At 72.0% G+C, this 12,362-nt stretch carries 13 protein-coding genes and 1 tRNA gene; 2 read left to right on the top strand and 12 right to left on the bottom strand.

Annotated features, from left to right (window positions below; genetic code table 11):
- Positions 1-181: 181 nt before the first annotated feature.
- The 4 genes from ACZ4IF_RS31865 to ACZ4IF_RS31850 all read right to left on the bottom strand — a co-directional run bounded on the left by ACZ4IF_RS31865 (position 182) and on the right by ACZ4IF_RS31850 (position 3,938).
- Positions 182-451, bottom strand: a complete 270-nt coding sequence (locus tag ACZ4IF_RS31865) for a hypothetical protein (RefSeq protein ID WP_359496375.1) — start codon at positions 449-451, stop codon at positions 182-184.
- Between the two features lie 114 nt (positions 452-565).
- Positions 566-1,447, bottom strand: a complete 882-nt coding sequence (locus ACZ4IF_RS31860) for an SDR family oxidoreductase (RefSeq protein ID WP_467569055.1) — start codon at positions 1,445-1,447, stop codon at positions 566-568.
- A complete protein-coding gene (locus ACZ4IF_RS31855; RefSeq protein ID WP_467569053.1) occupies positions 1,444-2,403 on the bottom strand; it encodes an alpha/beta fold hydrolase in 960 nt (319 codons plus the stop codon). The genes ACZ4IF_RS31860 and ACZ4IF_RS31855 overlap by 4 nt, the downstream gene beginning before the upstream one ends.
- Positions 2,400-3,938: a flavin-containing monooxygenase gene (locus ACZ4IF_RS31850; protein ID WP_467569050.1), complete on the bottom strand. Its 1,539-nt coding sequence runs from the start codon at positions 3,936-3,938 to the stop codon at positions 2,400-2,402. The genes ACZ4IF_RS31855 and ACZ4IF_RS31850 overlap by 4 nt, the downstream gene beginning before the upstream one ends.
- A 407-nt stretch (positions 3,939-4,345) precedes the next feature.
- On the opposite strand from ACZ4IF_RS31850, the gene ACZ4IF_RS31845 reads away from it, so the two are divergent.
- Complete coding sequence (locus ACZ4IF_RS31845; protein WP_467569383.1) at positions 4,346-4,984, top strand: MerR family transcriptional regulator; 639 nt, start codon at positions 4,346-4,348, stop codon at positions 4,982-4,984.
- Between the two features lie 77 nt (positions 4,985-5,061).
- Here the strand turns inward: ACZ4IF_RS31845 and ACZ4IF_RS31840 are convergent, their stop codons facing one another.
- The gene (locus tag ACZ4IF_RS31840) at positions 5,062-5,865 is read right to left on the bottom strand and encodes an exodeoxyribonuclease III (RefSeq protein WP_467569048.1); all 804 of its coding nucleotides are present in this window, start codon (positions 5,863-5,865) and stop codon (positions 5,062-5,064) included.
- Positions 5,866-5,923: 58 nt separating this feature from the next.
- Here ACZ4IF_RS31840 and ACZ4IF_RS31835 point away from each other — a divergent pair, with 58 nt between their 5' ends.
- Entirely contained in the window at positions 5,924-6,442 is a 519-nt protein-coding gene (locus ACZ4IF_RS31835; protein WP_467569046.1) for a GNAT family N-acetyltransferase, read from the top strand.
- A gap of 111 nt (positions 6,443-6,553) precedes the next feature.
- On the opposite strand, the gene ACZ4IF_RS31830 is transcribed toward ACZ4IF_RS31835, so the two are convergent.
- The 7 genes from ACZ4IF_RS31830 to galU all read right to left on the bottom strand — a co-directional run bounded on the left by ACZ4IF_RS31830 (position 6,554) and on the right by galU (position 12,244).
- A tRNA-Ala gene (locus tag ACZ4IF_RS31830) sits at positions 6,554-6,627 on the bottom strand.
- Positions 6,628-6,724: 97 nt separating this feature from the next.
- Complete coding sequence (gene sepX, locus ACZ4IF_RS31825) at positions 6,725-7,978, bottom strand: divisome protein SepX/GlpR (protein WP_467569044.1); 1,254 nt, start codon at positions 7,976-7,978, stop codon at positions 6,725-6,727.
- A 169-nt stretch (positions 7,979-8,147) separates the two neighbouring features.
- Positions 8,148-8,822, bottom strand: a complete 675-nt coding sequence (locus ACZ4IF_RS31820; protein WP_467569042.1) for a GNAT family N-acetyltransferase — start codon at positions 8,820-8,822, stop codon at positions 8,148-8,150.
- A 26-nt stretch (positions 8,823-8,848) separates the two neighbouring features.
- Positions 8,849-9,388, bottom strand: a complete 540-nt coding sequence (locus ACZ4IF_RS31815; protein WP_467569038.1) for a MogA/MoaB family molybdenum cofactor biosynthesis protein — start codon at positions 9,386-9,388, stop codon at positions 8,849-8,851.
- On the bottom strand, positions 9,385-9,864 hold the full coding sequence (moaC, locus tag ACZ4IF_RS31810; protein ID WP_028804863.1) for a cyclic pyranopterin monophosphate synthase MoaC: 480 nt from the start codon (positions 9,862-9,864) through the stop codon (positions 9,385-9,387). The genes ACZ4IF_RS31815 and moaC overlap by 4 nt, the downstream gene beginning before the upstream one ends.
- A 150-nt stretch (positions 9,865-10,014) precedes the next feature.
- Complete coding sequence (gene glp / locus ACZ4IF_RS31805; RefSeq protein ID WP_359496354.1) at positions 10,015-11,337, bottom strand: molybdotransferase-like divisome protein Glp; 1,323 nt, start codon at positions 11,335-11,337, stop codon at positions 10,015-10,017.
- A 4-nt stretch (positions 11,338-11,341) separates the two neighbouring features.
- On the bottom strand, positions 11,342-12,244 hold the full coding sequence (galU, locus tag ACZ4IF_RS31800; protein ID WP_467569034.1) for a UTP--glucose-1-phosphate uridylyltransferase GalU: 903 nt from the start codon (positions 12,242-12,244) through the stop codon (positions 11,342-11,344).
- Positions 12,245-12,362 lie beyond the last annotated feature (118 nt).

Raw genomic sequence — 12,362 nt, 5'->3', positions numbered from 1 at the left:
CAAGGAACCAGGCGGCGCCCCGGCAGGGGCGCGGGGAACTGCGCGCCCAACCACCACCCACCCGCACAAGGCGACGCCCCCTCGACCAGCCACCCCCGCAGCCCCACCCACAGACACAAAAGAAGCGGGGTGCCCACCCGCAAAGGGGGCACCCCACTCCCGGCTCAAGCGAGCGCAGCGACTAGGCGTCGTAGTCCTGGTCGAAGCGGTCCTGCGCCTCACGCTGGGTACGCTCCGCGTCCTGCGTGGAGCGCTCACGACCCTGCTGGCCACGCTCGCGGCCCTGCTGGGCACGCTCGCCGCCCTGCTGAGGACGCTCGTGACCCTGGGGCGAGCGCTCGTGACCCTGCGGCGAACGCTGGCCCGGCTCCTGGCGGGCGTCGCCCATCTTCTTCTTCGCCTGCTGCTTCATCTGCTCGGCCTTCTCCTTGAACTGGTCCTGCATGCCCATGAGATTCACTCCCGTTTCGGGTGAGGGGGATCGGGCTCGACCAGACTGACACGGCACGACTACGCACGCATTTCGATCAGTCACGCATGGTGATCAACCCGGGGAAACCGCAGGTCACTTGTGTGCCCGCTCCTCCTCGTCGGCAGCCCCGCCGGCCCCGACCAACCCGGTGCGGACCTCGCTCAGCCGCGGTTCGAACCGGCGCATCTCGCGCTGCCCGACCGCCCCGATGATCCCGGGCAGACAGCCGCGGATGCCCTGCATGCCGCGCAGCCACCACTGCGCGTACACATGGCTGGAGCGGCGCTCGATCCCGGCGACGATCCGGTCGACGGCCGGGCCCAGCGGATAGGTCTTGTTGGAGGGCCACGGCAGCCGCTGCCGCAGTTCGCGCATGACCTCGTCCTGGTCGGCGCCGCGCACCATGTCGGTGTCGGTCCACGACAGGTACCCGACGCCGACGCGTACGCCCTTGTAGCCGACCTCGGCGCGCAGGCTGTGCGCGTACGCCTCCACGCCCGACTTGGACGCGCAGTACGCGGTCATCATCGGGGCGGGGGTGATCGCCGCGAGCGAGGCGATCTGGAGCAGGTAGCCCCGGCTCTCCGTCAGCACGGGCAGGAACGCCCGGGCCGTCACCGCCGATCCGATGAGGTTCACCTCGATCACCCGCCGCCAGGCGACGGGGTCGGAGTCGACGAAGGGCCCGCCGCTGGCGACACCGGCGTTCGCGACGACGATGTCCACCTTGCCGAACCGCTGCTTGACCTCCTCGGCGACCCGCGCCATCGCCTCGTGGTCGGTGACGTCGGCGTACCAGTGGTCGCTCTCGCTGTGCAGCCGCTCCGAGACCTGCTTGAGCGCGTCCGCCTCCAGTCCGACGAGCGCGACCTTCGCGCCGCGTGCGGAGAGCTTGCGCGCGAGGAGTTCGCCGACGCCCCGCGCCGCTCCCGTGACGACCGCGACCTGTCCTTCCAGGCTCACCCTGCTGCTCATGCGCCCTCCTTGATCTCCGCGCCGTCCGCGGCGCTCTTCGCCGCGCCGCCCGCGCTGTCCGTGTACGCCGAGACGAGCTCGCGTATGCGGGAGGTCACCAACTCCGGTGCCTCCACCGGCGTCATGTGCCCGAGTCCCGGCAACTCGGTGACACCGACGCAGTTCGGCAGCGCCGCCACGAGGGCGCGCGCGTGCACGACCGGGGTCAGCCGGTCCGCCGTCCCCGCGACCACGGCCGTGGGCACCCGCAACTCCCGGACGCCGTGGTCGAGATCGAGCGCTTCGAGGACGACCGACCAGGCATGTCGCACCTTGCGCGGGCAGGCGTGCACGATCCGCGCGCATGCCTCGACCATGGCGGGCGACGAACCGGCCCCCATCGTCGCGTACTTGAGGATCCGCCGGGCGAGCGGAGTGACGGGACCGAGCGGCGCCCGGGAGCCGAGGACGGAGCGGGTGAGGCGGGTCCGCAGCCGCCCCGCGCGCATCGGCACCACGCGCGCCTCGGCGACCAGTCGCGAGCTGCCCGTGCTGCACAGCAGGGCCGCCGCGGCGTGCTCCCGGAAGCGCGGCCTGGCCGAGGCGGCCATGAGCGTCATACCGCCCATGGAGTGTCCCGCCAGGACGGCCTTCTGGCCCGGTGCGAGGGTGGCGGCGAGCACCGCCTCCAGGTCGTCGGCGAGCGCTTCGGTACTGCACGCGGCGCTCGCGGGGCTGCGTCCGTGCCCGCGCTGGTCGTAGGCGACGACCCGGTGGTCGGCCGCGAGGTCACGGATCTGCGCCGCCCAGAAGGCGGTGGAGCAGGTCCATCCGTGCGCGAGGACGACGGTGGGCGCGTCCTCGGGGCCGTGCACCTCGATGTGCAGCCGCGCGCCGTCGGCGGAGACGGCGGTCAGTTCCCGGGCCGGCGCGGGAGGCGCGTACGCCCCGTGCACCACGTGTGTCAGTCGGCTCATGCCCCTGCCTCCACCTTGTTCCTGCGGGTGCCCTTGCGGCGCGGCTTCGCAGCGTCCCGGGGCTCGGGCGCGCGCAGCACCTCGTACTCCCCGAGGTCGACACGGCGCGTGGCGCTGCGGAACTCGCCCGTCGTACCGGGCCAGATGGTGGTGTTGACGCCGTTGGCGTCGAGGTACCAGCTGGTGCAGCCGCCGGTGTTCCACACCGTGCGCTTCATGCGTTCCTGGACCCGGTCGTTCCAGGCGTCCACCGCGGCGGGGCGCGCGTCGAGGGCGGCGCGGCCCCCGAGGACGTCCAACTGCCGTACGAAGTCGGCCATGTAGTTCAGCTGGGACTCGATCATCAGGATCATGGACGAGTTCCCGAGACCCGTGTTGGGCCCGATGATCGTCATCCAGTTGGGGAATCCGGCCGCGGTGGCGCCGCGCAGCGACTTCATCCCGGTGCTCCATGTCTCGGCGAGCGTCCGGCCCTCCGCGCCGACGACCCGTTCGGCGATCGGCATGTCGGTGACGTGGAATCCGGTGCCGAAGACGATCGCGTCGACCTCGGCCCTGCTGCCGTCGGCGGCGACGAGGGTCGAGCCGTCGATCTCGGCCAGTCCGGAGGCCACCACGTCGACATTCGGCCGGGTGAGCGCGGGGTAGTAGGCGTTGGACAGCAGGATCCGCTTGCAGCCGATCCGGTAGTCGGGGGTCAGCTTCGCCCGCAGCGCCGGATCCTTCACGGCACGCGAGATGTTCCGCTTGGCCAGCCGCTCCACCAGGCCGAGCTCGTCGGGCCGCTTGGTGAACGCCTGGACCTGCAACTCCCTGATGCCCCACAGGAGTCCGCGCCGGGCCTGGGTGGTGAACGGCAGCTGGCGGTGCAGCCACCGCTCGGCCCCGCTGATGGCCCGGTCCACGCGCGGCATCACCCACGGCGGGGTGCGCTGGAAGAGCGTCAGCCGCTCCACGTCGGGCTGGATGGACGGCACGATCTGGATGGCGGAGGCGCCGGTGCCGACCATGGCGACGCGCTTGCCGCGCAGGTCGTAGTCGTGGTCCCAGCGGGCCGAGTGGAAGACCTTGCCGGGGAAGGTGTCGATCCCCGGGATGTCCGGGACCTTGGGGTCGGAGAGCGGCCCGGTGGCGGAGACGACGACGTCGGCCGTGAGACGGCCGCTGCTGGTCTCGATGGCCCAGTGCAGCTTCTCGGCGTCCCAGGTCATCATCTTGACCTCGGAGTCGAAGCGCAGGTGGGGCCGGAGCCGGAAGACGTCCGCCACGTGCTCCAGGTACGCCCGGATGTGCTCCTGCCCGGAGAAGGTGCGCGGCCACTCGGGGTTGGGTGCGAACGAGAACGAGTACAGGTGGGAGGGCACGTCGCAGGCGCAGCCGGGGTAGCTGTTGTCGCGCCAGGTGCCGCCCACGCTGCCGGCCCGCTCCAGGACGACGAAGTCGGTGATCCCCTCGCGGCGCAGCCGCACCGCGGCCCCCAGCCCGCCGAAGCCGGACCCGATCACCGCCACCCGTACATGCTCGTGCTCGGTCATCCCGACGCCTCCCTGGTCCGCACGACTCTGCCAGTGAACACTGGCGCAATGGGGAGAGTAGAGCAGCGGCGTACTGATGGGTAGGGGTCGCGACCGGGAAAGTTACCGGGGGTACGACGTAGGGTGCGGAGGTGGCCGAGGGATCAGGAAAGCGGGGCGCCGGGGCGCGCGAGCGGGGCGTGAGGGCGCGGACGCGACATGACGACCCGACACGGAAGCACAGCTCACCGGCGCCGGACCGTCCGGACACCGGCACGGCGGACCGGTCCGGCAGGGCGGCCCGCCGAGGGCCGGAGGCCGGCTCTGCGGACCGGTCCGGCGGCGTGACGCGGGACCCCGGCGCGGCATCGGCCCCGGACGCGGGCGCCGGCCCACGCGTGCCGGGAGCGACCAGGCGCGAGTACCGGATGGAGGAGCTGGCCAAGGAGGCCGGCATCACCGTCCGCACCCTGCGTTTCTACCGGGAGCGCAAGCTCATACCGCCGCCCCGCCGCGAGGGCCGCATCGCCTGGTACGACGACACCCATCTGGCCCGGCTGCGCACGATCTCGGCGCTGCTGGAGCGCGGTCACACCCTCAACGGCATCGCCGAGCTGGCCGAGGCCTTCGACCACGGCCGCGACGTGGGTGAGCTGCTCGGCCTGGGCGAACCCACCGAGGAGACCCCGGTCCGCCTCTCCCCGGAGGCGCTGGCCGACGTCTTCGCGGGCCAGGCGACCCCGGAGAACCTCGCCGCCGCTCTCGACCTCGGCTACCTCGGCACCGACGGCGGCGAGATCGTGCACATCAGCCGCCGCCTGCTCGACGTCTCCGCGGCCCTGGTCCGCGAGGGCATCCCGCTCGCGGACGTACTGGGCGCGGCCCGCCGCGTACGCGACCACGCCGACGCGCTCGCCGAACTCTTCACCGGCCTCGTCCTCACCGAGGACCGCTCCACCGAGGACCTCCAGCGCCTGCGCCCGCTCGCGAAGAGCGTGGTGGAGGCGGAGCTGTCGATGGCACTGGACCGGCGCCTGCGCGCGCACGGCGGCGACCGGGACACCTGAGCCGCTCGGGCGGCGGCCCGGCAGCGGCGAGCGCGGACCAAAGGGGCACGGCGCCCCGCCGCACCCGGGGTGACCGCCTAGTGGTCGTAGACGACGGTGACCGGCGCGTGGTCGGACCACCGCTCCGCGTGGGTCGCCGCCCGCTCCACGTATCCCTTGAGGGCCTTGCCGGCGAGGCCCGGCGTGGCGACCTGGTAGTCGATGCGCCAGCCGGTGTCGTTGTCGAAGGCCCGGCCGCGGTAGGACCACCACGAGTAGGGCCCCTCCGCGTCGGGGTGCAGGGCGCGCACGACGTCGACATAGCCGCCGTCGCCCGCGTCGAAGACCTGCCCCAACCAGGCCCGCTCCTCTGGCAGGAAGCCGGAGTTCTTCTTGTTGCCCCGCCAGTTCTTGAGGTCGGCCTCCTGGTGGGCGATGTTCCAGTCGCCGCAGACGACGACCTCGCGCCCGTCGGCGGCGGCCCGCTCCCTGAGAACCTTCAGATGGGCCAGGAACGCCTCCATGAAACGGACCTTCTCGTCCTGCCGCTCCGTGCCGACCTCACCGGAGGGGAGATAGAGGCTGGCCACGGTCACTCCGGGCAGGTCGGCCTCGACGTAGCGTCCGGTGGTGTCGAACTCCTCGGACCCGAAGCCGATCCGGACGCTGTCGGGCTCACGGCGTGTGTAGAGGGACACACCAGCCCGCCCCTTCGCGGCGGCGGGAGCGTGCACGACGTGCCACCCCTCGGGCGCCCGCACCTCTTCGGGGAGCTGCCCCGGCTCGGCCCGCACCTCCTGGAGGCAGAGCACGTCGGCGGAGGTCTCCGCGAGCCACTCCACGAAGCCCTTCTTCGCGGCGGCCCGAAGCCCGTTCACATTCACAGAGGTCACAGTCAGCACCCGGGCACGATACTTAATCCGTAGCCCTGACCCTATGCATAGAAGTACGATTTCCTGTATGAATATCCGGTCCGTTCCCTTCGACCACTCCGACGCCGTCAAGCTCAACGACCAGGTGCAGGCCGAATACGCCGAGCGCTACGGCGACGACGGCGACGCCACACCGCTCGACGCGGCGATGTTCGCCCCGCCGCTGGGGCTCTACCTCATCGCGTACGACGAACAGGACCGTCCGGTGGCCACGGGCGGCTGGCGCACCCAGGAGGAGAACGACGAGGGGTACTCCGACGGCGACGCCGAGCTCAAGCGGATGTATGTGATCCCCGAGGCGCGCGGCCTCGGCCTCGCCCGCCGGATGCTGGCCGCGCTGGAGGACGACGCCCGCGCGGCGGGCCGCGCCCGCATGGTCCTGGAGACCGGCTCCAAGCAGCCCGAAGCGGTCGCCCTGTACCGGTCGAGCGGTTACGAGCCCTGCGTGAAGTTCGGCTACTACCGCTTCCACGAGCTGAGCCTCTGCTACGCCAAGCCGCTCCAGCCCGCGGCCGGCGCCGCCGCCCCCTTCGGGCCGGTCTTCTGACCGGCCATCAGGGCCGCCGCCCCGAGCGCAACGCAAAGATCCCGCCCGATCATGAGATCGGACGGGATCCAGTCAACTGCCCCGAGCAAAGCTCGGAAACAGTGATTGCAGTGGACCTGAGGGGATTTGAACCCCTGGCCCCCTCGATGCGAACGAGGTGCGCTACCGGACTGCGCCACAGGCCCTTGCAACGAGTGAAACTCTAGCATCCTCATCGAGGTGCTTGGAAATCCGTTCCTGGCAGGTCAGCCGAGGACTCCCGGACAGCTCCCGTCCCGCCCGTCACTCGTTGGCCGCGCGCGGCCGCTCCCCGTCCTCGTACTGGTCGAAGAGCGGGGTGCGACCGCGCTCACGGGCGCGCCGGGCGGACGCGGCGCGTCGCGCGTCGCTGCGGCCGTCGTCGGCGCCCTCCGTGCCGTCGGGACTCTCCTCCGCCACGGGAGCGGTCTCGGGCACGGCCGGTTCCGCGGCGCTGGAGCGCGCGGAACTCCACGCGTCCGGGGCCCCCAGGTCGACGCTGGACGTGGCCCGCGGGGCGACGGGCGCGGTCACGTAGGTGGGCAGCGGAACCGGCACCGGGTCCCAGCTGTCGCCCTGCCCCGGACCGCGCTGACGCTCGCGCTGCTGGTCGACCCACTCGGCGTGGTCGGTCTGCTCGACGAGCGCGCGACGGTCGGCGGCGAGGGCGGAGAGACCGGTGTCGGTGTCCGTCACTGGTCCCTCCTCCGGCTCGTCGACACCCTCGTCGAGCGTGGGCCGGCGGCGCGGCTGCCGTTCCCTGAGCCGCTGCGCCGCGGCCTCGGCCCGGCGCCGGTCCATGGTGTAGGTGAAGCGCCGCCGCTCCTGGGCCCGCAGGTACACGATGTACCCGCTCAGCAGCATGGCCGGCACGCCCGGAGCCCAGAGGAAGGCGAGGCCGCCCACGGCCGCGACGATCGCGCCGAGCGTGAAGGCGAGGAAGAGCAGCACCGTCGTACGCCTGCGGCGCGCGAGCACCTTCGTGCGCCTGGCACGTGCTGCGGCCTCCGCCGACGGCCCGCGGCGCGCCCCGGGTGCCCGCCCGGTCGCGGACGGCTGGGCGGACTGGGCTGCGGGCTTGCCCTGCTGCTTGGGGACGGGTCTGGTGGCGCCCGGCGCCTCCTGCGCGGCGCCGCCCGGTCTGGCGGCGGGCCGTGCTGCCGGCTTCTGCTCCGCCTGGGCCGGCGCCTGCGACTGGACCCGCTCCTGCACCTGCGGCCGGTTCTCGGCATGCGCCTGTGCCCGGGACGGAGGCGCGGCGAAGGCCCGGACGTCCACCGAATCGGTGGCGTCGCCCGGGTCGGCGCTGGGCTCCCCCTGGTCGGCGGAGCGTGCGCGCAGGTCCTTGGCGTACCGGCGCTCCATACCCGCCCGTCCGGACAGCAGCCGGATGGCGGTGCTGAAGCGTTCCGTCGGACGGGCTTCGTTCAGCTCGTCCTGCCTACGGAGCCACATCGGCACCAAGTAGGCGGCCCAGGCCCCGACGATGACTGCGTAGATGAGGCCGCTGCTGCTCACGCCTCACACGGTAGAGGGGTTTGCGTGAGGCCATCTGCCAATTGGGCCGGTGTGTCGCACGATCTGGCTGATATTTCGAGCTTTTTTTGTGACCCATGCGATCAGCAGCTCGCCCGGGAGCGCGAATTTAATGCCCCGAGCCGATCACCCGGCGATCAATTTCGAACACCTATTTCATTTCCCGGCCTTGTCCGGCGTTCCGCGGCGCACTCGGTTTCTGCGGTCCCGTCTGATCCGATCCCACCTGCTCCGAACGGTTCCTCGCCGAGCGCGCACGACGCCAGCGGCCGAGGAGTCCCTCGGGCACCTCTTCGGCGGTCAGTGCGAAGACGAGATGGTCGCGCCAGGCCCCGTCGATGTGGAGATAACGCGGACGCAGCCCTTCCTCGCGGAATCCGAGCTTTTCCACGACCCGGCGGCTGGGGCCGTTCTCCGGGCGAATGCAGACTTCGATGCGGTGCAGTCCGACCGTGCGGAAGCAGTGGTCGGTCACCAGTGCCACGGCCGTCGGCATCACCCCGCGGCCCGCCACCGACTGGTCCACCCAGTAGCCGATGTGCCCCGAACACATGGAACCCCAGGTGATCCCCGCGACGGTCAGCTGGCCGACCAGACGCCCCTGGTACTCGATCACGAAGGGCAGCATCCGTCCCGCGTTGGCCTCGGCGCGCAGATGCCGGACCATCTGACGGTACGTCGGCCGGTGAGCGATGGGCCCGCTGGGCGTGGGCGGCGGGATCGTCGCCTCCCAGGGCCGCAGCCAGTCCCGGTTGCGCCGGTTCACCTCGCGCCAGGCCCGCTGGTCGCGCAGCTTTATCGGCCGGAGGACGACGTCGCCGTCCACCAGCTCGACCGGCCAGGATGGGCTGTTCAGCTCGCACCCCCACTGCCACTGGGTCTGGGGTGGTCGCCGCCGCGGATCTGGTCGACGGCGTGGACCACCAAGGGTTCCAGGACGGCGAGGCCGTCCCGCACCCCGCCGGTGGAGCCCGGCAGGTTGACGATCAGCGTCCCGCCGGCGACCCCGGCGAGCCCCCGGGACAGGACCGCGGTCGGGACCTTCTCCCTTCCGAACGCCCTGATGGCCTCGGCGATCCCCGGGATCTCGCGGTCGAGCACCTTGAGCGTCGCCTCGGGGGTGCGGTCGGTCGGCGAGACGCCCGTCCCGCCGGTGGTCACGATGACGTCGTACCCGGCCTCGACGCCCGCCCGCAGCGCGGCTTCCACCGGGTCGCCGTCGGGCACGACCTGCGGACCGTCCACGGCGAAGCCGAACGCCGTCAGACCCTCCGCGATCAGGGGGCCGCCCCTGTCCTCGTAGACCCCGGCGGCGGCGCGGTTGGAGGCCGTGACGACGAGGGCGCTGTACGGCGCCGCGAGAGCGCCGCCCAGGGAGGGGCCGCCGGTCATGAACGGCTCCAGTCGCCGGACTTTCCGCCCGTCTTCTCCTCGACCCGTACGTCCGTGATGACCGCCCCCTTGTCGACAGCCTTGACCATGTCGATCACGGTGAGGGCCGCCACGCTGACCGCTGTGAGCGCTTCCATCTCGACGCCCGTGCGGTCGGTCGTCTTCACGGTGGCGAGGATCTCGACGGCGTCGTCCGCGACCGACAGATCAATTCTCACACCCGACACCGACAACGGGTGGCACAGCGGGATCAGGTCCGGGGTGCGCTTGGCGCCCATGATCCCCGCGATGCGCGCGGTGGCGAGGGCGTCGCCCTTGGGTACCCCCTCGCCGCGCAGCAGCTCGACCACCCTCGGCGAGACCAGGACGCGGCCGCTGGCGCGGGCGGTGCGCGCGGTCACGTCCTTCCCGGATACGTCGACCATGCGGGCGGCGCCCGCCTCGTCGATGTGCGTCAGTCGGTCCTGCGTACTCATGTGCGTGGGCGCTCCCGGTCCGGGCCTGTCGCGGTGCGGCGCGTGGGCCTGTTGTGCGCGACACGTTACCGCCCGTCCGCCTCCGCCCACGCCCCCGTGAGGAACCGCCCGCTCCGCCGGATCGCGGGGCGGGCTCCGGGGCCCGCCGGCTCAGCCGAGCAGGACCACCTCCACCTCGGCGCCGGGCTCGACCGAGGTGTCGTCCTCGGGAACGACGATCAGTGCGTCGGCGTGCGCGAGGGCCGCGATCAGGTGGGATCCGGCGCCTCCGACGGGCGTCACCTCGCCGTCCGCGTACGTGCCGCGCAGGAACTGCCGGCGGCCCGCGGGCGAGGTCAGCGCCTTGTCCGCGCTCAGCGTCGCGGTGGTGGTGGGCCGGTGGACGTCCTCGAGGCCCATCAGCGTGCGGATGGCGGGGCGCACGAACAGCTCGAAGGAGACGTACGACGACACCGGGTTGCCCGGGAGCGCGAGCAGCGGGGTGTGGTCCGGGCCGATCGAGCCGAAGCCCTGGGGCTTGCCGGGCTGCATGGCGAGCTTGCGGAACTCGACGCCGCCACCCGCCTCGTCCTCGTCGCCCACGGAGGACAGGGCCTCCTTGACGACGTCGTACGCGCCGACGCTCACGCCGCCCGTGGTGACCACCAGGTCCGCGCGGATGAGCTGGTCCTCGATGGTGGCGCGGAGCGTCTCGGCGTCGTCCGCGACGGCACCCACCCGGTAGGAGATGGCGCCGGCGTCGCGGGCCGCGGCGCAGAGGGCGAAGCTGTTGGAGTCGTAGATCTGGCCGGAGCCCAACGCCTCGTCGGGCTGGACCAGTTCGCTGCCGGTGGACAGCACCACGACGCGCGGGCGCGGGCGCACCCGCACGGTGCCGCGGCCGATCGCGGCGAGCAGGCCGATCTGCGGCGGGCCGAGGATCGTGCCGGCTTCGAGGGCGCGGTCACCGGCCTTCACGTCGCTGCCCTTCGCGCGCACGTGCGCGCGGGCCTCGGCCGGGCGGTGGACGTGCACCTGGCCGGAGGCTCCCTCGGGGGCCGCGCTGTGGGCGCGCATCCCGGAGACCGGGCCCTCGCCCAGGCCGCCGTCGGTCCACTCGACGGGCACGACGGCCTCGGCACCGGGCGGCAGGGGTGCGCCGGTCATGATCCGGGCGGCCTGCCCGGGGCCCACGTGCGGCTGCTCGGCCTGGCCGGCGGCGACATCGCCGACGACGGTGAGGACCGCCGGGTACTCCTCGCTCGCGCCCGCGACATCGGCGACCCGGACCGCGTACCCGTCCATCGAGCTGTTGTCGAACGGCGGCAGGGAGACCGGCACCGTGACGTCCTCGACCAGGACGCAGCCCTGGGCGTCGAGGAGTTGAAGCTCGATGGGTTCGAGGGGGCGGACGGTCGTGAGGATGTCCTCCAGGTGCTCGGTCACCGACCAGAGGTGGTCCTGGCCGGTGGCGCGGGTCGCGGCGCTGCTCAAATCCCTACATCTCCTCGGCTACGTAACTGCGAAGCCAGGCCCGGAAGTCCGGGCCCAGGTCTTCACGTTCGCACGCGAGTCTGACAATGGCACGCAGGTAGTCGCCACGATCGCCGGTGTCATAGCGGCGTCCCTTGAAGACCACGCCGTGCACCGGGCCGCCGACCTTCTCGTCCGCCGCGAGCTGCTGGAGGGCGTCGGTGAGCTGGATCTCGCCGCCGCGGCCCGGCTCCGTCTTGCGGAGTATGTCGAAGATGTGCGGGTCCAGGACATAGCGGCCGATGATCGCGTAGTTGCTGGGGGCGTCCGCCGCGTCGGGCTTCTCGACCAGGCCCGTCACCTTGACCAGGTCGCCCTCCTCGGTGGCCTCGACGGCGGCGCATCCGTAGAGGTGGATCTGCTCGGGCGTGACCTCCATGAGCGCGATGACGCTGCCGCCGCGCTGCTCCTGCACCTCGACCATGCGCGCGAGCAGGGGGTCGCGCGGGTCGATCAGGTCGTCGCCGAGGAGGACGGCGAAGGGTTCGTGGCCCACGTGCGGGGCCGCGCACAGGACGGCGTGACCGAGACCCTTGGGGTCGCCCTGGCGGACGTAGTGCATGGTGGCCAGGTCGCTGGACTCCTGGACCTTGGCGAGCCGGTCGGCGTCGCCCTTCTTCTGGAGGGCCGACTCGAGCTCGTAGTTTCGGTCGAAGTGGTCCTCGAGGGGGCGCTTGTTCCGCCCAGTGATCATCAGGACGTCGTCGAGACCCGCCGACACGGCCTCTTCCACCACGTACTGGATCGCCGGCTTGTCGACGACCGGCAGCATCTCCTTGGGAGTGGCTTTGGTGGCCGGCAGGAACCGGGTGCCGAGGCCTGCTGCGGGGATGACAGCCTTGCTGATCCTGGGGTGCGACTGAGTCATGCCCGCAACCATAACCGGTGGCTATGTGCGGAACATGTGGCTCCGGTTAATTCGCTCTCATATGAGCGCATTAGAAAGGATACGGGAACCACCTGTGAGCCAGCTCGGACCTGAACCG

The sequence above is a fragment of the Streptomyces sp. NPDC025784 genome (assembly GCF_055558435.1).
Note: the sequence above shows the minus strand (reverse complement) of the source record. Positions and strands in the feature narration are given on the sequence as shown.

Bases quoted from the DNA above. Each gene is read 5' to 3' on its own strand.
- ACZ4IF_RS31815 (WP_467569038.1), bottom strand. From the start codon at position 9,388: ATGACCGGCGGCCCCTCCCTGGGCGGCGCTCTCGCGGCGCCGTACAGC.
- galU (WP_467569034.1), bottom strand. From the start codon at position 12,244: ATGACTCAGTCGCACCCCAGGATCAGCAAGGCTGTCATCCCCGCAGCA.
- ACZ4IF_RS31850 (WP_467569050.1), bottom strand. From the start codon at position 3,938: ATGACCGAGCACGAGCATGTACGGGTGGCGGTGATCGGGTCCGGCTTC.
- ACZ4IF_RS31855 (WP_467569053.1), bottom strand. From the start codon at position 2,403: ATGAGCCGACTGACACACGTGGTGCACGGGGCGTACGCGCCTCCCGCG.
- ACZ4IF_RS31865 (WP_359496375.1), bottom strand. From the start codon at position 451: ATGGGCATGCAGGACCAGTTCAAGGAGAAGGCCGAGCAGATGAAGCAG.
- ACZ4IF_RS31860 (WP_467569055.1), bottom strand. From the start codon at position 1,447: ATGAGCAGCAGGGTGAGCCTGGAAGGACAGGTCGCGGTCGTCACGGGA.
- ACZ4IF_RS31845 (WP_467569383.1), top strand. From the start codon at position 4,346: ATGGAGGAGCTGGCCAAGGAGGCCGGCATCACCGTCCGCACCCTGCGT.
- moaC (WP_028804863.1), bottom strand. From the start codon at position 9,864: ATGAGTACGCAGGACCGACTGACGCACATCGACGAGGCGGGCGCCGCC.
- ACZ4IF_RS31835 (WP_467569046.1), top strand. From the start codon at position 5,924: ATGAATATCCGGTCCGTTCCCTTCGACCACTCCGACGCCGTCAAGCTC.